Origin of the sequence: Actinomadura sp. WMMB 499 (assembly GCF_008824145.1) — a bacterium.
Taxonomy (GTDB): Bacteria; Actinomycetota; Actinomycetes; order Streptosporangiales; family Streptosporangiaceae; genus Spirillospora.
The window spans coordinates 3,299,089-3,321,716 of record NZ_CP044407.1; the positions used below are offsets into that span (position 1 = coordinate 3,299,089).

The window sequence follows — 22,628 nt, forward strand, 5'->3', positions numbered from 1 at the left end:
GGGCGGGCCAGGATGACGGGGTGGGGATCATGCTCTACCCGAACGACGGCGACGTGCCCGGCCTGGACGTCTCGTGGTCCTACAGCGGTTTCCACATGTTCCGGCAGTGGCTGGCCGAGGCCGAGGGGTTCGTCCTCACCGAGATGCACGGCTACGGCGGCGACCGTCCGTGGACCGGCGTCTCCACCACGCTGACGCCGCTCCTCCACCACCCGGACGACGGCGGCCCCGACCTCACGCCCGCCCAGTGCGCCGCCATGCTCCCCCGGCTGGAGGAGATCGCCCGGCGGCCGCCCGCGGGTGACGATCCCGACGTCCTCGGCGGACGCGTCGAGGACCTCCGCCGACTGATCGCCGTCCTGCGGCGCTGCCTCGACGAAGACGTCGGACTCGGCTTCGGCTGACCACCGAACGCGGGAGCCGGTCACATCCGGCGGTCGCCCTTCGCCAGTGCGGTGGACGGCTCGAAAGCCGAGTCCCGACGAGCTGTACGCGCGGGCCTCCGAGCACTACGACGGCAAGGCCCTCGCGACGCCGGCCATGGCGATCGGGCAGGTCGGCTTCTTCACGCCGCTCGCGCTTATCGGCAGGCCGCTCCCACGGGCGCGGCGCCCGCCGAGCAGTGGCGCCCGGCCGAGTGCCCCCGAGGCCCGGAACGGACGGGACGGACGGGACGGACGGGACGGACGGGACGGGCGGGACGGGCGGGACGGGCGCGGTCGACGTCGAGCTCGGGACCGTCCGGGCCGTCCGGGCGGAAGGCGCGCACGGTGTAGTTGCGGAGGACGGGCCGCTCGGTCTTCGACACCGTCATGTAGCGAAGGTAGGAGCCGGTGGTCAGCTTGCGCGGCGCCCGGTCGAGTGAACCGCCCGGCACGGGGATGAACAGCCGGAACCACTGGTCGAAGCCCATCGGGACGAACCGGTCGATGTCCCCGTGCCCGAGCGTCACGCGCGCGAAGTGCGGCGAGATCCGTTCGCGCCGCAGCACGTACAGGGTGAGCAGTTCCGCCGACTCCGGCTTGACGCGGGTCGAGTTGATGTTCGTCCGGGCCACGACGCCCCCTCCAAGAAGTTAGCTAAGGCTAACCTAAGTAAGCCGTGAGCGACAGGTACGGACGTCACCGCTTCGTAAGGGTCTGCGTCCGGTTCGTCCGGCTAGCTTCGCGGTCATGATGAAAGCGATCGTGGTCGTGCTCGGTTCGGTGCTGTTCGCGGCAGGGTGCGGGGGCGAGGCGGAGCCGGCCGCCGCCGAGCCGGCGGCCTCCGCGGCCGGTTCGCCCGCGCCCCGGCAGTCCGGCGGGACGGGCGAGGACGTCCCCGAGGCGCTGGGGTTCGCGGGCGAGACGCTGGACGGCAAGGCGTTCGACGGCGCGAGCCTGGCGGGCCGGCCGGTGGTGTTCTGGTTCTGGGCGCCCTGGTGCCCCAAGTGCGTCGCCGACGGGCCCGACGTGGCCGCGGCCGCCGCGAAGTACGGCGACCGGGTCTCCTTCGTCGGCATCGGCGGGCTGGAGAAGGACCGGGCGCGGCTGCGGGAGTTCGTGTCGCGGACGGGTACCGGGGGGCTCACCCACCTGGACGACACGGGCGGCGAACTGTACGCGCACTTCGGGGTGACGACGCAGTCGTCGTTCGTCTTCATGGCCCCCGACGGGACGACGGACGACGCGTCCGGCCCGCTCGGAACGGCCGAGCTGGCCCGGCGCGTCGACGGTCTGCTCGGCTGACCCGTGGAGACGATCTCGCTGGCGCTGGCGGCCGGGTCGGTGGCGGCGTTCAACCCGTGCGGTTTCGCGCTGCTGCCGTCCTTCCTGTCGCTGCTGGTGGCCGCGCCCGGGGCGGGCGGCGTCCGGCGGGCGCTGCGGCTGTCCGCCGCGATGACCGCGGGGTTCGTCACCGTGTTCGGCGCGTTCGGCCTGCTGGTCTCGGTGCTGACGACCTCGATCCAGCAGTACCTGCCGTGGGTCACGATCGTCGTGGGCGCGGTCCTGGTCGTGCTCGGCGGGTGGCTGGTGGCCGGGCGGGAGCTGCTGCTCCGGCTGCCGCGCCTGCGGACGGGCGAGCTGACCGGGTCGCTCGCGGGACTGTACGGGTACGGCCTCTCCTACGCCGTCGCCTCGCTGTCGTGCACCGTCGCGCCGTTCCTCGCCGTCACCGGGCTGGTGTCGGGCGGGACGGGCGTCGGCGCGGGGCTCGCGGCCTTCGCGGCGTACGGGGTCGGCATGGGCCTGGTCGTGGGGGTGCTGTCGATGCTGGTGGCGCTCGCGCGCGACGCCGCCGTGGCGCGCACCCGCAGGGTCCTGCCGTACGTCTCCCGCGCGAGCGGCGCCCTGCTGGTCCTGGCCGGGCTCTACGTCGCCTACTACGGCTGGTACGAGGTGCGGGTCTACGCGGGAGGCGCGGCCGACTCCGCGATCGTCGGTGCCGCCACCGAGGTGCAGGGCGCGCTGGCGGGCTGGGTGGACGGACTCGGGGTCGGCTGGATCGCCGCCGCCTTCGCCGCCCTCGCGATCGGAACCGTCGTGGCGCGCAGACCGTGGCGCCGTCCGGACGAGCGCGCCGGGGCCGATGCCGACGGAGAGGCCGCGGACCGTCCGGTCTGACGGCCGCCGGACGGCGGACGGCGGACGGCGGAACCGTTCGCGGTTGCCGATGCGCGTTCACCGGCACGCCATCGCACGGCCACGGGGGGCATGTCGGCATGTTGCACCGTGGTGCTTATGCGAATCGTCATCGTCGGAGGCGGCGTGCTCGGCACGATGCACGCCGCCGAGGCCATTCGGCGCGGCCACTACGTCGCCCACGTGGAACGCGAGCCCGAGGCGCGGGGCGCGTCCGTCCGCGGCTCCGGCCTGGTGTGGGTCGGGGGGCGCGCGGACGGCGCCGAACTCTCCACCGCGCTGCGCGCCCGCGAACTGTGGGAGCGGATCGGGCGGGACGTGCCGGACGCGGGCTTCCGCGCGAACGGTTCCCTGACCGTGGCCCGCACCGAGGCCGAACTGGCCGTCCTCGCGGACGTCGCCGAACGTCCGGACGCCGCCGAGCGCGGCTTCAAGCTCCTCGACGCCGACGGGGCTCGCGCCGTCAACCCCGCGCTGCGCGGCACGATGCTCGGCGCCCTGTGGTGCGAGCGGGACGCGGCCGTCGAACCGCGGGCCGTCCTGCCCGCGATCCGCGCGAACCTCGCGGAGACCGGACGGTACACGTGGCTGCCCGGACGCGAGGTGCGCGGCCTCGGCGACATCCGCGACGTCGGCACCGCGTCCGTCCGGGACGACCACGGCGCCGTGCACGAGGGCGACGCCGTCGTCCTGTGCACCGGCGCGCACCTGTCGGGCATGGTCCGCGAGCTGGTGCCCGACCTGCCCGTCCGCCGGGTGCGCGTCCAGATGATGCAGACCGCGCCGCTGGACGAACCGCTCACCACGTCCGTCGCCGACGGCGACAGCCTGCGCTACCACCCGGCCTACCGGGGCGCCACCCTCGACGCCCTCGCCGGCGCCCAGCCGCAGGCCCCCGCGGCCGCCGAGCACGCGATGCGGTTGCTGATGGTCCAGCGTCTCGACGGCGGCCTCACCATCGGCGACATGCACGCCTACGACGAGCCGTACCCGTTCGACGTCGACGAGGGCCCCTACGACCACCTGCGGGACGCCGCCGAGGCCGTCCTCGGCCGGGCGCTCCCGCCCGTCCGGCGCCGCTGGGCGGGCGTGTACGCGCAGTGCGCCGACACGTCCCGGATCGTCCACCGGGCCCACCTGGGCGACGACGTCTGGCTGGTCACGGGTCCGGGCGGGCGCGGCATGACCTGCTCCCCCGCCATCGCCGAGGACACCCTCAGGGAACTGAACCTGTGAGCGGCATCGAGATCGCCGTGCTCGACATGGCCGGGACGGCCGTCCTCGACGGCGGCCTCGTCGAGGCGGCGTTCACGCGCGCGGCCGGCGTCCTGACCGGCGCGACGCACGTCCTGGTCTCCGTCGCCGACCTCCCCGCGATCGTCCTCGACTGACCCCGGACGGCCGCACGGACGGGCGGGCGCACGGTGACGGGGGGCGGGCGTGACCGGATCCTGCCAGAGACATGACCGGCGATTTGTGAACCGCATCATCACGCGAGACGTCACACGATCACCGCGCCTCATTACGAGCAGGACAGGACACCTCACATGTACCCACCGCCGCACGGCCCCGCCCGTCCGCCGGGCTTCTGGCGCCAGAGCGTCCCGCTGTTCGTCGCCGTCCTCATCGGCGTCGGCGCCCTCCTGTTCGGCTGCGTCGCCGGGGTCGGGATCGGCATGGCCCCGCCGCCCCCGCCGGAGAGCACGGGCGCCGCGGGTGCCACGTCCTCCTCGACACCGCGGGACACGGCCGGCGAGCCGTCCCCCGCGTCCCCGGCCCCGCGCACGACCCCGAGCACGCGGAAGCCCTCGACCCCGGCGGCGACCTCGACCGTCGAGGACGTCCCGGACGCGGCGGCCGCGCCGGAAGCGGCCCCGACCACGCGGGCACCGAAGCCCGAGCCGCGGAAGACGACCCGCGAACCGGAGCCCGAGCCCGCGGCCGTCCCGGACACCGACCCCCGGTACTCCTCGTGCGCGAAGGCGAACGCCGCCGGGTACGGCCCCTACCGCCGCGGCGAGCCCGAGTACTCCTGGTACCAGGACCGCGACGGCGACGGCGTCGTCTGCGAAACCCGCTGAACGCCGGCCGGCCCCGGATCGCGTCGGCCGGCCGGCACGCCCGCACCGGCACGCCCGGCCGTCGCGGCCCCGGCGCGCCGGTTCGCGGCCCCCACCACCCCGAACACCCGGCACCCTTGAGGCACCCGGGACCGGGAACGCGGCGGCCCGGTGGGCGGTCCCCAGGACCTCCCACCGGGCCGCCGCCGCGTCCGTCAGTCGAAGTACTCGATGAACGGGACCTTCTCGCTCGGGTCGGACGCCGTGCCGGCGCTGACGATCGCGGACGTGCCCGGCCGGTCGTCGATGTCGGCCGCCTGGACCGTCCCGGTGCGCGACGGGCCGTTGTAGGTCGTCCAGCTTGAGCCGTTGTAGTGCATGTACTGCGACTTGCCGCCGGTCGTGATCGGGAGCATGACCACGCCGTTGCCGCCGTCGGACGACAGGCCGATGCCGGCCGCGTTGAGCGGGGTGTTGATGGTCCGCCAGGACGAACCGTTCCAGTGCAGCAGCGCGTTCGTGATCTGGGCGTTCTGGCGGACGCGCAGGACGTACACGTTGTTCGGGGAGTGCGCGACGATGCGGTGCAGGGTGCCCTGGTAGCCGGGGACGCCCATCGAGCCCGGGACGACCATCGTCGTCCAGTCCGTCCCGTCGAAGTGCATGACGAGGCCGTTGACCGAGGTGCCGGTGGACGAGACGGTGCCGGACAGCCACACGTCGTTCGCGGACTTGACGTCCACGGCGGTGATGGTCGACGAGGGCGGGAGCGGGACCTGCGGGTCGACCCAGGCGCTGCCGGTCCAGCGGAGGATGGCGCAGGGGCCGCCGGCGGCGGCGTCGATGCCGGCGATCGACCACGCGGTGCCGTCGGGGGCGGCGTCGACGGCCGTGGGGAATCCGACGAGCGGGTACGACACCTCGTTCCACGCGGTGCCGTTCCAGTAAAGGCCCTTGGTGCCGTTCCAGCTGTAGCCGATGACCCACGCCTTGTTCGCGTTCGCGACGGCGACGTCGGTGGGGGTGAAGCCGATCGGGCTCTGGTCGGCCACCCAGCCGGAGCCGTTCCACCGGGCGAGCTTGGCCTGCGGGCTGAAGAGGTTGCCCGCGGACCCGACGGCCCAGCCCGCGTTCGTCGCGCCGAAGTCGACCTTGTCGAGGCTGCCGTTGTAGTTGAGGGCCGCACTGGGGATGTCCCGCCAGCCGGCGGCGTGGGCGGGCGCCGCCAGGGCGAGCGTCCCGGCGCCGCAGGCCACGGCGGTCACCATCGCCGCTTTCCGTCGCATATTCGCTCCCAAGATCAGTTTTGGCAGGGAACACAGTACGGGACCGCTTACTGGTCGGTAAGAGGCGTTCCGGATTAGGCCACAGAAAAAGGAGAGAACGCCCGGAACGGCTGTTCCGGGCGTTCTCTGCGTGACGCGCGAGACGCGAAGGGTGATGCGAGGGAGTTACTCGCCCTTCCAGTTCGGCTTGCGCTTCTCGGCGAAGGCCGCCGGGCCTTCCTGGGCGTCCTTGGACGTGAACACCGGCAGCGTGATCTCCTGCTGCTTCTGCCACGTCTCGGCGTCCGACCAGTCCGGCGACTCGACGATGATCTTCTTGGTCGCGGCGAGCGCCAGCGGGGCGTTCTCGCCGACCTTCAGCCCCAGCTCCTTGGCCGCGGCGAGCGCGCCGCCCGGCTCGGTGAGCCGGTTGACGAACCCCAGCTCGGCCATCCGCTCCGCGGCGTACTTGTCGCCGGTCAGCGCCATCTCCATGGCGATGTGGAACGGGATCCGCTGCGGCAGCCGCAGCAGGCCGCCGCCCGCCGCCACGAGGCCCCGCTTCGGCTCGGGCAGCCCGAACTGGGCGTCCCGGGCGGCCACCACCATGTCGCAGGCGAGGGCGACCTCGCAGCCGCCGGCGAGCGCGAAGCCCTCGACGGCCGCGATCAGCGGCTTGGTGGACGGACGCTCGACGATGCCCGCGAACCCGCGGCCCTCGACGATCGGGTTGTCACCGGTGAGGAACCCCTTGAGGTCCATGCCCGCGCAGAACGTGCCGCCCGCGCCGGTGAGGATGCCGATCGACAGGTCCTTGCGGGTGTCGAGCTCCTCCATCGCGGCCGCGATGCCCTGCGCCACCTCGCTGTTGACGGCGTTCTTGGCCTCGGGACGGTTGATCGTGATGGTGAGGACGGCCCCGTCCTCTTCGGTCAGAACAGCGTCGGACATTCAGTTCCTCACTTCGGCTGGAAGCGGATACCACCGTCGAAGCGGATGGTCTCGCCGTTCATGTAGTCGTTCTCGATGAGCGCCTTGACCAGGTGCGCGAACTCCGCGGCGGAGCCCATCCGCTTCGGGAACGGGACGGGCGCGGCCAGCTTGGCCTTGAACGCGTCCGCGGCCTCGCCCTCGCCGTAGATGGGGGTGTCGATGATGCCCGGGCAGATGGTGTTGACCCGGACGCCGATCGCGGCGAGGTCGCGGGCGGCCGGCAGCGTCATGCCGACGATGCCGCCCTTGGAGGCCGAGTAGGCGATCTGGCCCGTCTGCCCCTCCAGGGCCGCGACGGACGCGGTGTTGACGACGACGCCGCGCAGGCCGTCGGCGTCCGCGGCGTCGGTCTTGGAGATGGCCGAGGCGCCGATCCGCATCAGGTTGAAGGTGCCGATGAGGTTCACCCGGATGACGGTCTCGAACGCGCCGAGGTCGTGCGGGGTGCCGTCCCGGCCGACCGTCCGCGACGCCCAGCCGATGCCGGCGCTGTTGACGATGACGCGCAACGGGGCGCCGGTGTCGACGGCGGCCTGCACCGCGGCCTGCACCTGCTCCTCGTTCGTCACGTCGGTCTTGACGAAGACGCCGCCGATCTCGCCGGCGAGGGCCTTGCCCTTGTCCTCGTTCAGGTCGGCGACGACCACCTTGGCGCCCGCGGCGGCCAGCGATCGGACGGTGGCCTCGCCGAGGCCGCTCGCGCCACCGGATACGACGGCGGAAACTCCGTTCAGGTCCATAAGCAGCACCTTACGTGAGGGACCGAATGTGGTTCGGGATGATGTTACCCAGAAGTCACCGCGCGCTCTGCTCACACCCCGGCGGATTACGGAGGCACGGATGTTACTCAGGAGTCACTCTACGGCCCGCGTTTGGCCCGGACCGCTCCGGGCACCCGCGCCCTACCGACTTCGAGGGGGAACGGACCACCATGAGCGAACGGCCGCCGCAGAGCCAGCCCTACCCGGGCCGCACCCGGGACATGACGCCCGAGCCGAAGGACGAGATGCGCGACTACACCGGCAGCGGGCTGCTGGCGGGACGCCGCGCGCTGATCACCGGCGGGGACTCCGGCATCGGACGAGCGGTCGCCGTCGCGTTCGCCAAGGAGGGAGCGGACGTCGCGATCACCTATCTGAACGAGAGCGACGACGCCCGCCGCACCGCCGCTCTCGTCCGGGCGGCCGGCGCCGACTGCGTCACGCTCGGCGGGGACCTCGCCGAGGAGCGGCACGCCCGCGAGGTCGTGCGGCACACGGTCCGCGACCTCGGCGGCCTGGACGTCCTCGTCCTGCACCACGGCACGCAGACCCCCGTCGACGACGTCCGCGAGATCGATAACGGGCAGCTCCGCCGCACGTTCGAGGTCAACGTCTACTCCGTGTTCTGGACCGTCCAGGAGGCCCTCGACCACCTCGGCCCCGGCTCGTCCATCGTGATCACTGGTTCGATCAACGGGCTGCGCGGCAACAAGACGCTGATCGACTACTCGGCGAGCAAGGCGGCCGTGATGGCGCTGACCGCCTCCCTCGCGCAGAACCTCATGGACCGCGAGATCCGCGTCAACTGCGTCGCGCCCGGCCCGGTCTGGACGCCGCTGATCCCCGCGACGTTCGACGCGGAGAAGGTCGAGGGCTTCGGCCGGCAGTCGCCGATGGGACGGCCCGCCGACCCCGACGAGGTCGCACCGTCGTACGTCTTCTTCGCCGCGAACCGCACGTCGTCGTACTACACGGGCCAGACGCTCGTCCCGGCCGGCGGCGAGATCCACCCGGGGTGACGCCTCCCGGCGCGGCGGCCGGCCGGCCGGCCGACGTGCGGTGCGGCCAGCGGTCGGGCGGCTACCAGACGGAGGCGCGCTCCTCGACGCGCGGCGCCGCCACGCTCGCGGGCATCTCCAGGCGGTACAGGGCGTACGCGTGCTGGAGCACCGGCAGCGCCACGTTCCGGACCCGCACGCCGCCCTGCGTCATCCCCTTCTCCGTCCCCTTGTGGGCGTGCCCGTGGACGGCCAGGTCGGCGCCCGCCGCGTCGATCGCCTCCCCCATCAGGTAGCTGCCGAGGAACGGGTAGATCTCCGGCGGCTCGCCCTCCAGGGTGTCCTCGACCGGCGAGTAGTGCGTCAGCGCCACCCGGACGTCGGCGTCCAGCTCCAGCAGCGCGGTGCCGAGGCGCGCGGAGAAGTCCTTGGTGTGGCGGACGAACTGCTTCATCATGTCCTCGCCGAAGTCACCGGCGCACCGGCCCTCGAAGCCCCCGCCGAACCCCTTGCCGCCCGCGACGCCGAACCGGACGCCGCCGCAGTCCACGACCGTCCCGTCCCCCTCCAGGACCGTGACGCCCGCGTCGCGCAGCAGGCCGGACATGGCGTCCTCGAGGCCGCTGTGGTGGTCGTGGTTGCCGAGCACGGCGATCACCGGGAGCCCGAGGTCGCGCAGCTCCCCCGCCGCGACCCGGCTCTCCTCGAGCGTCCCGTGCCTGGTCAGATCGCCGGCCACCAGGAAGACGTCCGCCTGGTCGGCGATCCCGTGGAGGTGCTCGCGGTACGTCCCGGCCGACTCCGGGCCGACGTGCAGGTCCCCCACCGCCGCGACACGGATCATGAGATCCTCTCCTCCCGGTCCGGCTCCCGGACCTCGAAGACCGACAGCTCGTTGCAGATGCGATGCCCCTCCGCCGCCGCGCGCGCGGCCTCCTCGACGTCCCGGCGCTGCTCCTCGCTCGCCACCTGCCCCCGCAGATGGACGACGCCGCCGCGGACGTCGACGCGGATACCGAGCTCGTGCGCCTCGCTCGCGAGCCGTTCCTGGATGTGGGCGGATATGTACGCGGACGGATCGGTCACGGGTCGCCCCCTTCGATGACGTTCAGCCGGGCGAGCAGGGTGAGGAAGGCGTGGGCGTACGGGGAGTCGGCGGTCTCGGCCGCGACCCGCCGCCAGTCGACCTGCTCCCGCAGCGCCCGGCACACGTGCAGGAACCCACTGAAATCGCACGCCGTCTCGGTGAACGCCAGCAGCCGCATGATCACCAGGTCGGTGGCGTGCAGCACCGGCATGAACACCGCGCCGACGGGCATCTCGTGCGTCCGGCCGAGCAGCGCGGCGTCCACTGGACGCCCGGACGGCGTGTGGATCAGGTCGATGACGTGCTCGCCGTCCGTCGCCTTCTCCAGCCAGTTCTCCGGGCTCTCCAGGTGCGGCATCCCCGCGTCGACGAGCGCGCCGAGCGCCGCCCCCACGTCCTGCGGCCGCACGACGAAGTCGACGTCGTGCGTCGACACCGCCGCCCCGTGCGCGTACGCGGCGAACCCGCCCGCGAGCGCGTACCCGACGTCCGCGTCCCGCATCGCCGCCGCGGCCCGCTTCAGGCTCAGCATGAGCCCCTCCGCGGCCCCGCCCGGCCCCGGAGTCCCGGACCCGCGCCCGGCCGCCCACGACCGGGTCTGCACATCTCCCACGCGATCCCCCTGGACCTCGTTGGCGGTCGCGGTGGCGATACCCGGAGAAATAGGGATCATTCGACCCCCACCACGCGGCGGCCGGGGGCCGGGCCCTGGCGGACCCGGCCCCCGGCCGCCGCGATCGACCCCTTAGCAGTCGACCAGCTCCGGAGACTGGTTCAGGATCTGGGCGCGCGGCGAGACGAACCGGTCGTAGCGTTCGGCGCCGCCTTCGGTGCGCGGGTCGAACGCGGCGACGCGGTGGCAGTTCTGGAACGCCAGCCGCACCCCGAAGTGGCGCTCGAGCGCGCCGCGCATCGCGTCGCTCGCGAGGGCCCGCAGCAGCTCGCCGCGGGCGCGCTCGTCCGGCGGCGGCGTCCGGTTGTCGGCGAAGCCGTCGCCGCCGTCCCGCATCCGCTCGACGACGCCGCTGATCACCTCCCACGCGTACGGCAGCGAGGCGCGCACGCACGCGACGAACGACGCGTCGTCCACCTCTCCCCTCATCGCGGTCTCCATGAGCCGGTCGTCGACGGTCAGCGACATGACGCACTCCCTCTTTGCGGGCCGGGCAGGACACCTCCACTCTCACATGGAAACGGTTGTCATTTCCAGCCGCAGAAGGTCAGGAGTTTCCGGTCAGGAGCCACCGGACGGGTACGAGGCGGGCGGGGTCGCGGGGGTGCCGAAGCAACTGCCGAGGGGATCACCGATCGAGCACCAGCCCGGCTTCCGGACCGGAACGTACCCGGACGGGACGCCGCGCCGGGCGATCAGCGAACGGTAGGTGGGGACGGCGTCGGTCGGGCGCCGGGTCAGGGACGGGTCGGTCAGGACGTCCACCGTGTACAGGCCGAAGCGCGGCCGGTAACTGCCCCACTCGTAATTGTCGGTGAGGCTCCAGTAGTTGTAGCCCATCACCGGAACGCCCTCTGCCATGGCCCGCTGGATCCAGTAGATGTGGTCATGCAGATGGTCCGAGCGCGTGTAGCCGTCCGGGCGCGGCTTGCCGTTGTCCAGGGGCATGCCGCTTTCCACGATGTAGATCGGCAGGTCCGGTAGGCGCAGGTGGTATTGCTTCAGCGCGTAGTACAACTCCTCGGGAGCGGGGTCGATCTTCCACAGCTCGCCCGTCAGCGCGTGGGCGGCGCTGATGTTCTCCAGGTTCGCGCCGTAGTAGTAGTCGAGCCCGATGAAGTCGAGTTTGTCGGTGGCCTCGTTGAACAGGGCCGCATCGAAAAGCCCGTTCAGGGCGGTGCCGTAGGCGACGTTGCTCGACACCATGGCGCCCGGGTCGATGCGGTGGATCATGTCGTAGGCGGCCCGGTGGGTCTTGACGAGCGCCTTCTGCATCGTGAGGAGCTGCCCGAGGTCCATCGGACGGTGCGTCAATTCGCGGTAGAGGTACGAGCTGGCCTCGTTGAAGGTGACCCACAGGACGTCCATGTCCTTATACCGGTTCACGACGAACCGGGCGTGGCGGAGCCAGTCGTCCTGCGTGCGGGGGGCGTCCCAGGCGCCCTGGTCGGCGACCCAGCCCGGGTACACCCAGTGGTCGAGGGTCAGCATCGGCCGCATCCCCGCGGCCCGGATGCGGCGGACGAGGTCGTCGTAGTAGGCGATCGCGTCCGCGTCGCGGTGGCCGCGGCGGGGTTCGAGCCGCGACCACTCGATGGACGTCCGGAAGACGTTCACGCCGAGCCCCTGCGCGAGCTTGAGGTCGCTCGGGTAGCGGTGCCGGAAATCGACCGAGTCGTGGTACTGGTCTTCGACTTCGCCCGCCTCCCGTTCGACGTAGCGCGTCCAGTTGCTGTCGGGGAAGTGGCCTTCGCTCTGGAAACCGCTCGTGGAGACGCCCCAGAGGAAGTCCGCCGGGAACCTGGCGGTGCCACCGGTGTCCGCCGCGGCAGGAGACGCCGACGCCATCAGCAGTACGAGAAGGGACAGGAGACACGCACAACGGGATCGGCCGAGCACGGGAACCTCCGATGAACATGAGCCTTTCTCGGACTACAGATCCTGGAGAGGCACCCGTCAATGCCTCGGAACGGCCACATCCGGCGAGCCCCGCACCGTGCGGAACGGTGCGGGGCGGGGTATCAGCCCGCGAGCGCCGGGTAGTCGGTGTAGCCGCGGTGGTCGCCGCCGTAGAAGGACGCCGCGTCGGCCGCGTTGTACGGGCCGCCCGCGCGGACCCGCTCCGGCAGGTCCGGGTTCGCCAGCCACAACTGCCCCAGCGCGATCGCGTCCGCGACGCCCTCGCGCAGCGCCGCCGCGCCGTCCTCGGGGTTCGACGGCGCGCCGTCCGCCACCGGGTGCGGGTTCAGGACGAGCGCGCCCGGCCAGCCCGCGCGGATCAGCCGCGTGACCTCCCGGTTGCCCGCCTCCATGACGTGCAGGTACGCGAGGCCGAGCGGGGCGAGGGCCGCGACGAGCGCCGCGTACAGGTCCGGCACGTCGCTCTCGGTGACCCCGCCCGCCCCGTTGCCCGGCGACACCCGGAAGCCCACCCGCTCGGGGCCGACCGCCGCCGCGACGGCCCGCGCGACCTCCACGCCGAACCTGATCCGGTTCGCGACCGTCCCGCCGTACTCGTCCGTCCGGACGTTGCTGCCGTCGCCCAGGAACTGGTGGATCAGGTACCCGTTCGCGCCGTGGATCTCGATCCCGTCGAACCCGGCCTCGATCGCGTTGCGCGCGGCGGCGGCGAACGCGGCGACCGCCTCCGCGATGTCGTCCCGCGCCATCTCCCGCGGCTCCGGATGGTCCAGCATGCCGTCCGGGTGGAACATCGCGTCGCCGCTCGGGATCGGCGACGGCCCCACCGGCAGGCCCCCGTCCGGGTACAGCACCGGATGCCCGACACGTCCCGAGTGCATGAGCTGCGCGAAGATCCGCCCGCCGTCCGCGTGCACCGCGTCCGTCACCTTCCGCCACGCCGCCACCTGCTCGCCGCTGTGCAGGCCCGGCGTCCACATGTACCCCTGGCCCCGGACGTTCGGCTGCACCGCCTCGGTCACGATCAGCCCGGCGCCCGCCCGCTGTCGGTAGTACTCCGCGGTCAGCTCCGTCACCTTGCCGTCCTCGAACGCCCGGCTGCGGGTCATCGGGGCCATCACCAGCCGGTTCGGCAGCTCCAGCTTCCCGATCGGCAGCGGCTCGAACAGCTCGTCCATCATGTCCTCCTAGCGGTGTTTCCGGTGGTCATGAACCTACGAACCCCCGCATACGGACCGCATCCGTACCGTTTCGGTACCTGGCCCCGTAGTTTGGACACGTGCTCTACGGGCGGAACACCGAACGAACGCGCATCGCCACCTTGCTCGACGAGGCCCGCGACCACCGCCGCAGCGCCGCCCTGCTGCTGCGCGGCGAGGCCGGCATCGGCAAGTCCGCGCTGCTGGACGACGCCGGCGCGGCGCTCCGCGCGGCCGGCGGCGCGCACGTCCTGCGCGCCGTCGGCGTCGAGGCAGAGGCCAACCTCGCCTACGCGGGCCTGAACCAGCTGCTCTGGAACGTCCGCGACCGGCTGGACGCGCTGCCCGCCGCCCAGTCCGCCGCGCTGCGCACCGCGTTCGACGCCCCCGGCGCGCCCACCGACCACCGCGACCGGTTCACCGCGGGACTCGCCGTCCTCACCCTCTTCGCCGACCTCGCCGAGGAGAGCGGGCCCGCCCTCTGCGTCGTCGACGACGCCCAGTGGCTCGACGACGCCACCGCGCAGGCCCTGCTGTTCGCCGCCCGCCGCCTCACCGCCGACGGCGTCGTCATGCTGTTCGCCGCCCGCGACGCCGGCTTCGCCGGCACCGGCCTGCCCGAGCTGCTCCTCGAGCGCCTCACCACCCCCGACGCCGAACGGATGCTCGCCGACCGGGACGTCCCGCGCGCCGCCCGCGCCCGCATCATCCGCGAGTCCCAGGGCAACCCCCTCGCCCTCCGCGAACTCGCCGCCGCCGGGCGGCGGGTGCCGTGCAACCCCGACCCGCTCCCCGTCGCCGACCGGGTCACCGCCGCGTTCCGCGAGCGCATCGCCGAACTCCCCGACAAGACCCAGCTCATGCTGCTGATCGCGGCCGCCGAGGGGCGCGGCCACATGCCCACGCTGCTGCGCGCCGCCGAACGCCTCGACGCCGGGCTCACCGACCTCACCGCCGCCGAACGCGCCGGGCTCATCGACGTGTCCGGACGCTCCGTCGCCTTCCGGCACCCGCTCATCCTCACGGCCGCCTACCAGGGCGCCGTCGCGACCCAGCGCATCGCCGTCCACCAGGCCATCGCCGACATCGCCGACGACCCCGACTGCCGGGTGCGGCACCGCGCGTCCGCCGCCCTGGTCCCCGACGAGGACATCGCCCAGGAACTGCAGGACGCCGCAGAGCGCGCGCGGAACCGCACCGGCTACGCCACGGCCTCCGCCCTCTACAGGCAGGCCGCCGAACTCACACCCGGCACCCAAGCGCGCGCGGCCCGCCTCACCGCCGCCGCCGACCTCACCCTCCAGGCGGGCAACACCGAGGAAGCCGAACAGCTCGCCGCGTCCGCCGAACGCCTCACCACCGACCCCGCCGCCCGCGCCCGCCTCGGCCGCCTCCACGCGACCGCCGAATCCGAACGCGGCGACCCCCGCGCCGCCGTCCGCATGCTCACCGGGCACGCCGCCGGCGCCGCGCCCGCCGACCGCACCGCGATGCTCCGCGACGCCGCCACCTACGCGTGGACGTCCGGCGATGCACCGTCCGTCCTGCGCATCGCCGCCGACCTGCCGGACGACCCGTACGTCCAGGGCCTCGCGCACCTGATCCGCGGCGAGCACGCCCGCGGCCTCCCGCTCCTCGCCGACCTCGTCGCCCGCGCCGCCGAACCGCTCCGCGCCGCCCAGATCGCGCTCATCACCGGTGACGACCGCGCCGTCCTCGACCTCACCGCCGCCGAAGCCGACCGCTGCCGCCGGCACGGCCTCGTCACCGCCCTCCCCGGCATCCTGCAGACCCGGGCCCACGCGCAGATCATGACCGGCCTGCACGCCGACGCCGAAGCCTCCGTCGCCGAGGCCCTCGCCCTCGCCCACGACACCGGCCTCACCCGCCGCACCGGCCGGCTCGGCGCCGTCCTCGCCCGCGTCGCCGCCATCGAGGGCGACGCGGACCGCCTCCGCGACCTCACCCGCGACGCCCCGCCCCCGGCGGCGGCTACGCCGACAGCGCCCGCGCCCTCCTCGACCTCGCGCTCGGCCGCCACGACGACGCCCTGCGCCGCCTCGACGGCATCGCGAACGGCCCCCGCGCGTTCGGCACCCACGCGATCCTCTCCGCCGCCGACCACGTCGAGGCCGCCGTCCGCGCGGGCACCCCCGACCTCGGACGCCCCGCCCACCGGCGCTTCCGCACGTGGGCCGACGCCTCGAACCGACCGTGGGCGCTCGCAGTCGCCGCACGCTGCGAGGCCCTGCTGACCGACGAGGAAGAACCCTTCAAGCTCGCAGCCGAGTTGCACGAACAGTCAGGGCGCCCGTTCGAGAGAGCCCGAACCGAACTCGTCTACGGCGAGTGGCTCCGCCGTTCCCGACGTCGCTCCGACTCCCGAATCCCCTTGCGCTCTGCAGTAGAGACCTTCGAACGTCTTCGAGCGACGCCCTGGCTGGACCGCGCGCGCGCCGAACTGCGGGCGACGGGCGAATCCTCGACGGCCCCCGCCGCACCGGACGCGCTCGAACGGTTGACGCCGCAGGAACTCCAAGTCGTCCGGTTGGCGGCCGATGGCACCAGCAGCCGGGAGATCGCCGCACAACTGTTCCTGAGTCCTCGCACCGTCGAGTACCACCTGTACAAGGCGTACCCGAAGCTCGGGATCTCCTCGCGCAAAGAACTCTCCGACTTCCTGGAGCCCGCTTGAACCGCGCCCATGCAGCACTCCAGGCCCTTGCAGTGGGCGACGCGCTCGGCTCCCAGTTCTTCGTCCCCGCCAACCGTCCGTACTACGAGGCCCAGACACTCCCTCCCGGCCCCTGGCAGTGGACGGACGACACCGAGATGGCGACCTCGATCTACAAGATCCTCCAGTCGTACAACACCATCGACCAGGACGCCCTCGCCGCCGCCTTCGCCCGCAACCACGACTTCGACCGCGGCTACGGCCCCTCCACCAACCGCCTCCTCCGGCTGATCCGCGAAGGCGGCGACTGGCGCACCCTCGCCCGCGAACCCTTCGGCGGCCAGGGCTCCTGGGGCAACGGCGCCGCCATGCGCGTCGCCCCCATCGGCGCCCACTTCGACGACCCCGCCACCACCGCCCGCCAGGCGGCCCTCTCCGCCGAGGTCACCCACCCGCACCCCGAAGCCGTCGCCGGCGCGATCGCCGTCGCGGTCGCGACGTCCCTCCCCCGCACCACCCCGGGCGCGTTCCTCGACACGATCATCGACCACACGCCCCCGACGAACGTCCGCGACGGCATCATCGAGGCCCGCCACCTCCTCCCCCTCGGCGACCCCCTGACCGTCTCCTCGATCCTCGGCAACGGACGCCAGGTCGCCGCACACGACACCGTCCCGTTCGCCCTCTGGGCCGCGGCCCGCAACCAGGGCGACTACGAGCGCGCCTTCTGGACGACCGCCGCCGCCGGCGGCGACATCGACACCAACTGCGCCATCGTCGGCGGCATCATCGGCGACCCCCCGGCGCACTGGATCGCCCAGTGCGAACCCCTACCCCTGTAGGTGGCGCCCCAGGAAATCCACCGCGAGCGCCCACGCCCGCTCCGCGGGCGCCTCCTGGTAGAACATCGGCGCCTTCCGGTTGTGGAACGCGTGCCCGCCGTCCTCCTGCACATGCACCTCCACACCGTCCCTCGCCGCCCGCTCGACCTTCGCGACGTCCTCCCGCGGGATGTACGGATCGTCCCCTCCGAAGTGCAGCTGCAACGGCCCCCGAACACTCGCCATCCGCCCCACCTCCGCGGGCACAGCGGACCCATAGAACGAAACCGCGGGCAACTCCACCCGACCGGCCAGCAGGTACGCGAGATTGCCCCCGAAACAGAACCCCAGCACCCCCACCCGTCCGACCTCGGGCAGCCCTTGCAGGCACCGCAGCGCGTCCTCGAGATCCTCGACCCCGGCCTCCCAGTCGAACCTGGACACCATCGACAGCCCCCGAGGCACGGCCTCCTCGTCATGCCGCACGGCCCAGTTCGGCTCGATCCGCCAGAACATGTCCGGCGCCCCGACCACGTACCCCAACCCCACGAGATCCTCGGCGACCGCCTCGATGTACTCGCCCACCCCGAAGATCTCCTGCACCAGCAGGATCCCCGGCCCGGGCCCGTCGCCCCACACCGTCAGATCGAACCGTCCGCGTACCCGCTCAACCCGCTTCATCCCCCCATGATCCACCCTCCCCCGTAACCCCGTCGCGAACCCGGCACCGATCTCGGTACGCTTGCTGGACGGGTCGCTAGCTCAATTGGCAGAGCTCCGGACTTTTAATCCGTAGGTTGTGGGTTCGAGTCCCACGCGACCCACTTACATGTATGCGCCGTGACCTGCGGGAACGTTCTACTGTCCGTGCGGTGAGGGCTACTCTTCCTCGTTCGGGGAGGACGTGGGGAGGACAGAAGACCGGGCATTCGCGGCCGGGATCTTCCTTGGCACCAGTGCTGCAGCGGCTTCGGCGGCCTCGGGGAGGACGCTGGTGTAGGTGTCGGCCGTGATGGCGAGCGAGGAGTGCCGCAGCAACGCCTGGACCAGCTTCATGTCCGCGCCACCGGCGAGCATCAGCGTCGCGGCGCCGTGGCGCAGGTCGTGCAGGCGGACGGGCGGCAGCCCGGCGTCGTGGGCGAGCCGGGCGAACGCGTCGGTCACATGATCGGGATGCAGCGCCGAGCCGTCCCGGCGGGTGAAGACCTTTCCTGAGTCCTGCCACGCCCGGCCCCACTCCGCCCTGACCTCTTCCTGGCACCGACGGTGGGTTCGCAGCACGGCCACAGTGGCCGAGTCGAGCGCGATCGTGTCATCGCCGCCCTCGGACTTGGGGTCGCCGTCCTCGATCTCCCCATAGGTGATCTTCACGCGGTTCTCCCGGACGGTCAGCGTCGCCGCGTCCAAGTCGAGGTCCGGCCACGCGAGCCCGCAAGCCTCACCGCGTCGCAACCCCCGGAAAGCCATCAGGTGGAACAGCGGATACAAAGGGTGGTCGGTCGCGTGATCGAGGAAAATCCCGATCTGTTCGGGTGTCCACACCATCACCCGTGAAGGGCGCTGTAGCGACGCCCAGACCTTGAACGCGCTGCCAGTACAGCCCCCGGCCCGTTCCCGCTCCGCGACCAGTTCCCGCTCATAGGCGTTCTGCCATGCGGTGACGCGTTCGGTGGTCCACACCAGCGCCTTGGGGCGCTTGCCCGTTTCGAGCTTGGCCAGCTTCGCCACGTTCTCCGTGGCCAGGCCTTGCCGTACGGCGTCGGCCAGGGCCGACCGGAGCGTCGCGCGGATCCGCTGCATGGTCGCCGCTCCGACCGTCCGGCGGTGCGGTGAAAGCCCGGCGAGTTCGGCGCGCGCGGCCTTGTGCGCGGTCTTGTCCCCAGATCGCCATGCCTGCCGGGCAGCCGCCAGCAACCGTCGGCGTTCCTCCGCCGCGCAAGTGATGCGCTCGTTGTCGGCGTCGATCGCGGCGAACATCTCGTTCACATGGGCAACGCGTAGCCGATCCAGTTCGATGTGCCCCAGGTGGGGTTTGAGGTAGTACTCGATGTGCTCGCCGTAGGACTTGCGGGTACTCCGGCGCAGACCACGGTGGCCGTCGAGCCACTCATCCAGGTATTGCCCGAGCGTGTACCGCACGTCCGGATCCAAGCCGCGCAACGCCCGGCACCGTGCATCCTCCAAGGCGCCCTCGGCGTCCTCTGGTGAGACGAACCCGCCCCGGCGGATCCTACGGCGCCTGCCATCCGGGCCGGCGTCGAGCTCCAGGTAGAAGTACCAAGTACCGTGCCGCGGATTCCAAGTGCCGTCCTCGTGACGCAACCGCGGACAGCGGGAAGCAAGTTCCTTTCCGTCTGCGCCACGGCATTTACACCTCTTGTACGTCGCCCCCTTCATCGAAACCTGAGGCTACACAGCAGGTCGTGAGCTAGACCAGCACCATGATTTTCCTCAAGCCCACCCATAAGATACGGAGAACCCTGGTTCCCAGAGCTGGCGTCCCGTATCAGAGCTGCGCGGGCGGGGCGCCTTCTCGCTCCAGCCGCCGGGAGGCCGACGTGGACGCTGAGCGCCTGCGGTCGCTGATCGACCTGACGGGACGGGTCGCAATCGTCATCGGAGGCACACGCGGGATCGGCCGGGCGATCGCCGAGGGGTTCGTCGCCGCCGGGGCGAGCGCCGTGGTGGCCCTACACCCGCTCCATGGCCTCGGAATTCGCTCTCTGCGGCATCCGCGTCAACGCTCTGGCGCCGGGCACCGTGAACACCGACATGGTCCGCAACAGCCCACCGGAGTTTCCGGCTGTCATGGAGCAGTCCGCCCTGCAGAAGCGCACGGCCGCCCCCGACGAAATGGTCGGCCCGGCGTTGTTCCTCGCCTCCGACGCCTCCAGTTTCGTCGCCGGACAAGTCGTCATCGCCGACGGCCGCCTGGTACCGCGCCGACCAAGGGCCCGTTCGAATCGAGAAGACCCCGCTGGCGGAACCCGCCGGCTCGACGCGCAGCGAAGTGAGGACAGGCCATGAGTATCGCCCTCAGCGAGGAGCACCGGGAACCGGCCGCCCTTCCTGAGATCGCACGGCGCGCGTGAGGCGGGCAAAGCGTTGCTGGAAGCGGAAGAGGAGGCGCTGCCGGGCTTCTGGAAGGATTTGCAGGGGCTGCTCGGTGTACACCTGCCCAAGGGGCATCGCGGCGGGGGCTTCGGGCTGCCGGAGCCGGCGGCCGTGATCGAGGAGCGCGGCCGTGCGGTCACCCCGGGACCGGTGCTCCCGACCGTCCTGGAGTCTGCGGTGGTCTCCGCCAAGAGGAGCGAGCAACTGCGTGCCCGCCGCCTGCTGCCGCGGTTGGCCGCGGGGACTGCCGTAAGGGCCGTCGGCCTTGGTCGCGGAACGGGACCGGCGCTCACCGGGGACGGGAAGGGCGACAGAACCCTGACCGGCGGGTCGGGGATCGTCCCAGGCGGTGCTCTGACCGACCACGTCCTCGTGGCGGTCGGGGACGATCTGCTGGCGGTCTCGCCGGATGCGCCCGGGGTGACGGTCGAGCGTCCGCCGTCGCCGGATCGCTCGCGGTGGTCGGCTCGGTTCCGGCTCGACGGCGTCTGCATCGCCGCCGAGGCACTGGCCGACGCCCGGGGCGACGCTGTGGCGGTGTTCCGGACGCTGGTGGCGGCCGAGTCCACCGGAGGAGCGCGGGAGTGCGTCGAGGTTGCGACAGCCTACGCCAGGGTGCGTGAGCAGTTCGGTCGGAGGACCGGGACGTTCCAGGCGGTGAAGCACCACCTGGCGGACATGCTGGTGGCGACGGAGCGCCACCATGGGCAACGGACGGGTGAGCCTGCGGGCGGAGTCGGCGGTATGAGCACGGAGCAGAATCTTCGAACTTTACGAACGGTTCACCACCGGGTCTCCGCGGCGAAGGTCCGCGTTGATAGGCATGCCGCCGAGGGCATCGCCCTGCGGCTGCTGAACCTGCGCCGCGCGGTCCGCGCCGTCGGCGGCGGTCCCGGTCTCGAAGGCGACATCACCAAGCTCGCGGGCCCCAAAGACGGACAGCGCACTGCGGAACTGCTCGCGGAGTCCGCCGATGGGGATCTCGCCTTCACCGACGGGTTCGGCGGCGTCGCCGCCACCTCGCTACTCGGCACTCACGTGCTGACCACCGCCGACGGCACCTTCGAGATCAGCCGCGACCAGATCGCCGGACGCGTCCTCGGACTTCCTCGCGCCCCACTCATCAGCCGCACCGACGGAACGAACCATTCTCCCCTCAACAAAGGAAACCAATGCTGATCAACCGTGACGTCTATCTGCGCGACACCCCTGCCTCGGGCAAGACGGTGCGCGTCGAGGAGCCCGCGCCCGGTGTCCGACTACTCACCCTCGACCGGGAGCACCGGCTCAACGCCATGTCCGGCGAACTGGTCAAAGATCTGCACGCGGCGCTCGACGACGTTGCGCTGGACGACTCCTGCCGGGTCGTGGTGCTGACGGGGGCGGGCCGGGCGTTCTGCGCGGGCCTGGACCTGCATGAAACCCCGAACCGCAACGTCTCCCCACCCGTCTCGGAGGAGGAGGCCGTCTGGCGCAAGAGCCCGCAGGCGGGCATGCACGTCCAGCAGGCCATCGCCTCCCTCGTCCCCAAGCTGCGCAACCTGCGCCAGCCCGTCATCTCGGCCGTCAACGGCCCGGCCTCCGGCGGCGGCCTCGCCCTCGCGCTGGCCAGCGACGTCCGCGTTGCCTCCGTCACGGCGAAGTTCAACGCAGCATTTGTCAGGATCGGCCTGTCCGGCTGCGACATCGGCGTCAGCTGGCTGCTGCCCCGCTTGATCGGCGCGGGCCTCTCCCACGAGCTCCTGCTCACCGGCCGGTTCGTCGAGGCCGAGGAGGCGCTGCGCATCGGCCTGGTCGGCCGGGTCGTCGACGAGGGCAAGGCGGTCGAGGCCGCCCTGGAAACTGCGGCCCAGATCTGCGCCAACAGCCCCATGGGCGTTTGGATGACCAAGGAGGTCGCCTGGAGCCAACTCGAGGTCTCCAGCCTCCAGGCCGGCATCGACCTGGAGAACCGCACCCAGATCCTCACCTCGTACACCCGCGACACAACCGAGCAGGCCATGTCCTTCCTCGAGCGCCGCCCTCCGAAGTACACCGATTCCTGAAGACGCTCGTCAGGCCTCACCGGCTCTTCACCATGTCCTCGACAACGGCTTCCATGGGATGTGGAGCCGAAAGACGGTGATGAAGAAAAGACCCATCTGAAGGCAAAAACGCGCCGAACAGCGCGAAGTGGAAGTCACGTGCTCCGCGCGTGAGCGGTTGGAGAATGCGGAGGATCTCACGAAGGTTCAGCTCCGCTCGCTCGTCATCCCGGTTAGACGCTCTCGGAGCGATCACACGAACACCACGGCAGGGCGGAAGGTGAACACAGAGCGGGGTGCTCGCGGCCCCGGTGGCCGCGAGCACCCTGCAGCCCGGGGTCCGGTCAGCAGCAGGCAGAACCGCGGAGGCCGTCGCGGCTTCGCCGGCGGTGGAGGCGCAGCAGGCCGAGTCCTCGTC

At 72.0% G+C, this 22,628-nt stretch carries 25 protein-coding genes and 1 tRNA gene; 14 read left to right on the forward strand and 12 right to left on the reverse strand.

Annotated features, from left to right (window positions below; genetic code table 11):
* Window positions 1-29 precede the first annotated feature (29 nt).
* Window positions 30-404, forward strand: a complete 375-nt coding sequence (locus tag F7P10_RS14345) for a hypothetical protein (protein WP_218040494.1) — start codon at window positions 30-32, stop codon at window positions 402-404.
* A gap of 176 nt (window positions 405-580) precedes the next feature.
* Here the strand turns inward: F7P10_RS14345 and F7P10_RS14355 are convergent, their stop codons facing one another.
* The gene (locus tag F7P10_RS14355) at window positions 581-1,057 is read right to left on the reverse strand and encodes a siderophore-interacting protein (RefSeq protein WP_218040495.1); all 477 of its coding nucleotides are present in this window, start codon (window positions 1,055-1,057) and stop codon (window positions 581-583) included.
* A gap of 115 nt (window positions 1,058-1,172) precedes the next feature.
* Between F7P10_RS14355 and F7P10_RS14360 the strand changes: the two genes are divergently transcribed.
* The 5 genes from F7P10_RS14360 (at window position 1,173) to F7P10_RS14375 (ending at window position 4,702) form a co-directional block, all read left to right on the forward strand.
* The gene (locus F7P10_RS14360; RefSeq protein ID WP_151009804.1) at window positions 1,173-1,727 is read left to right on the forward strand and encodes a redoxin family protein; all 555 of its coding nucleotides are present in this window, start codon (window positions 1,173-1,175) and stop codon (window positions 1,725-1,727) included.
* A gap of 3 nt (window positions 1,728-1,730) precedes the next feature.
* On the forward strand, window positions 1,731-2,603 hold the full coding sequence (locus F7P10_RS14365; RefSeq protein ID WP_151009805.1) for a cytochrome c biogenesis CcdA family protein: 873 nt from the start codon (window positions 1,731-1,733) through the stop codon (window positions 2,601-2,603).
* Window positions 2,604-2,720: 117 nt separating this feature from the next.
* Entirely contained in the window at window positions 2,721-3,857 is a 1,137-nt protein-coding gene (locus F7P10_RS14370) for a TIGR03364 family FAD-dependent oxidoreductase (protein ID WP_151009806.1), read from the forward strand.
* Window positions 3,854-4,012 (forward strand): hypothetical protein, encoded by a 159-nt coding sequence (locus tag F7P10_RS42330; protein WP_176611469.1) that lies wholly within the window; start codon window positions 3,854-3,856, stop codon window positions 4,010-4,012. Before F7P10_RS14370 ends, F7P10_RS42330 begins: the two co-directional genes overlap by 4 nt.
* A 156-nt stretch (window positions 4,013-4,168) precedes the next feature.
* On the forward strand, window positions 4,169-4,702 hold the full coding sequence (locus F7P10_RS14375) for an excalibur calcium-binding domain-containing protein (RefSeq protein ID WP_151009807.1): 534 nt from the start codon (window positions 4,169-4,171) through the stop codon (window positions 4,700-4,702).
* A 194-nt stretch (window positions 4,703-4,896) separates the two neighbouring features.
* On the opposite strand, the gene F7P10_RS14380 is transcribed toward F7P10_RS14375, so the two are convergent.
* The 3 genes from F7P10_RS14380 to F7P10_RS14390 form a co-directional block, all read right to left on the reverse strand.
* Window positions 4,897-5,967, reverse strand: coding sequence for a hypothetical protein (locus tag F7P10_RS14380; RefSeq protein ID WP_151009808.1), 1,071 nt, complete (start codon window positions 5,965-5,967; stop codon window positions 4,897-4,899).
* 165 nt (window positions 5,968-6,132) lie between these two features.
* Window positions 6,133-6,897: a crotonase/enoyl-CoA hydratase family protein gene (locus F7P10_RS14385; RefSeq protein ID WP_151009809.1), complete on the reverse strand. Its 765-nt coding sequence runs from the start codon at window positions 6,895-6,897 to the stop codon at window positions 6,133-6,135.
* Window positions 6,898-6,905: 8 nt separating this feature from the next.
* Window positions 6,906-7,679, reverse strand: coding sequence for an SDR family NAD(P)-dependent oxidoreductase (locus F7P10_RS14390; RefSeq protein ID WP_151009810.1), 774 nt, complete (start codon window positions 7,677-7,679; stop codon window positions 6,906-6,908).
* Window positions 7,680-7,870: 191 nt separating this feature from the next.
* On the opposite strand from F7P10_RS14390, the gene F7P10_RS14395 reads away from it, so the two are divergent.
* Window positions 7,871-8,719, forward strand: a complete 849-nt coding sequence (locus tag F7P10_RS14395) for an SDR family oxidoreductase (protein ID WP_151009811.1) — start codon at window positions 7,871-7,873, stop codon at window positions 8,717-8,719.
* Window positions 8,720-8,780: 61 nt separating this feature from the next.
* Here the strand turns inward: F7P10_RS14395 and F7P10_RS14400 are convergent, their stop codons facing one another.
* From F7P10_RS14400 to F7P10_RS14425, 6 genes are all read right to left on the reverse strand, one after another.
* On the reverse strand, window positions 8,781-9,542 hold the full coding sequence (locus F7P10_RS14400; protein WP_151009812.1) for a metallophosphoesterase: 762 nt from the start codon (window positions 9,540-9,542) through the stop codon (window positions 8,781-8,783).
* Window positions 9,539-9,784: a BON domain-containing protein gene (locus tag F7P10_RS14405; protein ID WP_151009813.1), complete on the reverse strand. Its 246-nt coding sequence runs from the start codon at window positions 9,782-9,784 to the stop codon at window positions 9,539-9,541. The genes F7P10_RS14400 and F7P10_RS14405 overlap by 4 nt, the downstream gene beginning before the upstream one ends.
* Window positions 9,781-10,317 (reverse strand): hypothetical protein, encoded by a 537-nt coding sequence (locus F7P10_RS14410; RefSeq protein ID WP_151009814.1) that lies wholly within the window; start codon window positions 10,315-10,317, stop codon window positions 9,781-9,783. The genes F7P10_RS14405 and F7P10_RS14410 overlap by 4 nt, the downstream gene beginning before the upstream one ends.
* A gap of 213 nt (window positions 10,318-10,530) precedes the next feature.
* Window positions 10,531-10,926: an SCO5389 family protein gene (locus F7P10_RS14415; RefSeq protein WP_151009815.1), complete on the reverse strand. Its 396-nt coding sequence runs from the start codon at window positions 10,924-10,926 to the stop codon at window positions 10,531-10,533.
* 93 nt (window positions 10,927-11,019) lie between these two features.
* The gene (locus tag F7P10_RS14420; protein WP_151009816.1) at window positions 11,020-12,306 is read right to left on the reverse strand and encodes a family 1 glycosylhydrolase; all 1,287 of its coding nucleotides are present in this window, start codon (window positions 12,304-12,306) and stop codon (window positions 11,020-11,022) included.
* Between the two features lie 173 nt (window positions 12,307-12,479).
* On the reverse strand, window positions 12,480-13,556 hold the full coding sequence (locus F7P10_RS14425) for an alkene reductase (RefSeq protein ID WP_151018038.1): 1,077 nt from the start codon (window positions 13,554-13,556) through the stop codon (window positions 12,480-12,482).
* A 101-nt stretch (window positions 13,557-13,657) separates the two neighbouring features.
* Between F7P10_RS14425 and F7P10_RS45085 the strand changes: the two genes are divergently transcribed.
* The 3 genes from F7P10_RS45085 (at window position 13,658) to F7P10_RS14435 (ending at window position 17,093) form a co-directional block, all read left to right on the forward strand.
* Complete coding sequence (locus F7P10_RS45085; protein WP_302851468.1) at window positions 13,658-15,832, forward strand: AAA family ATPase; 2,175 nt, start codon at window positions 13,658-13,660, stop codon at window positions 15,830-15,832.
* 137 nt (window positions 15,833-15,969) lie between these two features.
* Window positions 15,970-16,272 carry a helix-turn-helix transcriptional regulator gene (locus tag F7P10_RS44320; protein WP_254716604.1) on the forward strand — a complete coding sequence of 101 codons (303 nt, stop codon included), beginning with the start codon at window positions 15,970-15,972 and terminating at the stop codon, window positions 16,270-16,272.
* Window positions 16,269-17,093, forward strand: a complete 825-nt coding sequence (locus F7P10_RS14435) for an ADP-ribosylglycohydrolase family protein (protein WP_151009817.1) — start codon at window positions 16,269-16,271, stop codon at window positions 17,091-17,093. The genes F7P10_RS44320 and F7P10_RS14435 overlap by 4 nt, the downstream gene beginning before the upstream one ends.
* On the opposite strand, the gene F7P10_RS14440 is transcribed toward F7P10_RS14435, so the two are convergent.
* A complete protein-coding gene (locus F7P10_RS14440; protein WP_151009818.1) occupies window positions 17,082-17,753 on the reverse strand; it encodes a dienelactone hydrolase family protein in 672 nt (223 codons plus the stop codon). The genes F7P10_RS14435 and F7P10_RS14440 overlap by 12 nt on opposite strands.
* Before the next feature lie 70 nt (window positions 17,754-17,823).
* On the opposite strand from F7P10_RS14440, the gene F7P10_RS14445 reads away from it, so the two are divergent.
* A tRNA-Lys gene (locus tag F7P10_RS14445) sits at window positions 17,824-17,896 on the forward strand.
* A 55-nt stretch (window positions 17,897-17,951) separates the two neighbouring features.
* Here the strand turns inward: F7P10_RS14445 and F7P10_RS14450 are convergent.
* Complete coding sequence (locus F7P10_RS14450) at window positions 17,952-19,211, reverse strand: tyrosine recombinase XerC (protein WP_218040496.1); 1,260 nt, start codon at window positions 19,209-19,211, stop codon at window positions 17,952-17,954.
* Window positions 19,212-19,775: 564 nt separating this feature from the next.
* Here F7P10_RS14450 and F7P10_RS43290 point away from each other — a divergent pair.
* The 3 genes from F7P10_RS43290 (at window position 19,776) to F7P10_RS14465 (ending at window position 22,231) form a co-directional block, all read left to right on the forward strand.
* Window positions 19,776-20,099 carry an SDR family oxidoreductase gene (locus F7P10_RS43290; RefSeq protein WP_218040497.1) on the forward strand — a complete coding sequence of 108 codons (324 nt, stop codon included), beginning with the start codon at window positions 19,776-19,778 and terminating at the stop codon, window positions 20,097-20,099.
* A 78-nt stretch (window positions 20,100-20,177) separates the two neighbouring features.
* Window positions 20,178-21,365, forward strand: a complete 1,188-nt coding sequence (locus F7P10_RS14460) for an acyl-CoA dehydrogenase (RefSeq protein WP_218040498.1) — start codon at window positions 20,178-20,180, stop codon at window positions 21,363-21,365.
* Window positions 21,359-22,231, forward strand: a complete 873-nt coding sequence (locus F7P10_RS14465; RefSeq protein WP_151009820.1) for an enoyl-CoA hydratase/isomerase family protein — start codon at window positions 21,359-21,361, stop codon at window positions 22,229-22,231. Before F7P10_RS14460 ends, F7P10_RS14465 begins: the two co-directional genes overlap by 7 nt.
* Window positions 22,232-22,628: the final 397 nt, after the last annotated feature.

What these genes read in the sequence shown, in the direction of transcription:
- F7P10_RS14440 (WP_151009818.1), bottom strand. Translation starts at nt 17,753, where the DNA reads ATGAAGCGGGTTGAGCGGGTACGCGGACGGTTCGATCTGACGGTGTGG.
- F7P10_RS14420 (WP_151009816.1), bottom strand. Translation starts at nt 12,306, where the DNA reads ATGGCGTCGGCGTCTCCTGCCGCGGCGGACACCGGTGGCACCGCCAGG.
- F7P10_RS14465 (WP_151009820.1), top strand. Translation starts at nt 21,359, where the DNA reads ATGCTGATCAACCGTGACGTCTATCTGCGCGACACCCCTGCCTCGGGC.
- F7P10_RS14390 (WP_151009810.1), bottom strand. Translation starts at nt 7,679, where the DNA reads ATGGACCTGAACGGAGTTTCCGCCGTCGTATCCGGTGGCGCGAGCGGC.
- F7P10_RS14360 (WP_151009804.1), top strand. Translation starts at nt 1,173, where the DNA reads ATGATGAAAGCGATCGTGGTCGTGCTCGGTTCGGTGCTGTTCGCGGCA.
- F7P10_RS14380 (WP_151009808.1), bottom strand. Translation starts at nt 5,967, where the DNA reads ATGCGACGGAAAGCGGCGATGGTGACCGCCGTGGCCTGCGGCGCCGGG.
- F7P10_RS14370 (WP_151009806.1), top strand. Translation starts at nt 2,721, where the DNA reads ATGCGAATCGTCATCGTCGGAGGCGGCGTGCTCGGCACGATGCACGCC.
- F7P10_RS14410 (WP_151009814.1), bottom strand. Translation starts at nt 10,317, where the DNA reads ATGCTGAGCCTGAAGCGGGCCGCGGCGGCGATGCGGGACGCGGACGTC.
- F7P10_RS43290 (WP_218040497.1), top strand. Translation starts at nt 19,776, where the DNA reads ATGGCCTCGGAATTCGCTCTCTGCGGCATCCGCGTCAACGCTCTGGCG.
- F7P10_RS14395 (WP_151009811.1), top strand. Translation starts at nt 7,871, where the DNA reads ATGAGCGAACGGCCGCCGCAGAGCCAGCCCTACCCGGGCCGCACCCGG.
- F7P10_RS14385 (WP_151009809.1), bottom strand. Translation starts at nt 6,897, where the DNA reads ATGTCCGACGCTGTTCTGACCGAAGAGGACGGGGCCGTCCTCACCATC.
- F7P10_RS14400 (WP_151009812.1), bottom strand. Translation starts at nt 9,542, where the DNA reads ATGATCCGTGTCGCGGCGGTGGGGGACCTGCACGTCGGCCCGGAGTCG.
- F7P10_RS14375 (WP_151009807.1), top strand. Translation starts at nt 4,169, where the DNA reads ATGTACCCACCGCCGCACGGCCCCGCCCGTCCGCCGGGCTTCTGGCGC.
- F7P10_RS14415 (WP_151009815.1), bottom strand. Translation starts at nt 10,926, where the DNA reads ATGTCGCTGACCGTCGACGACCGGCTCATGGAGACCGCGATGAGGGGA.
- F7P10_RS14345 (WP_218040494.1), top strand. Translation starts at nt 30, where the DNA reads ATGCTCTACCCGAACGACGGCGACGTGCCCGGCCTGGACGTCTCGTGG.
- F7P10_RS14425 (WP_151018038.1), bottom strand. Translation starts at nt 13,556, where the DNA reads ATGGACGAGCTGTTCGAGCCGCTGCCGATCGGGAAGCTGGAGCTGCCG.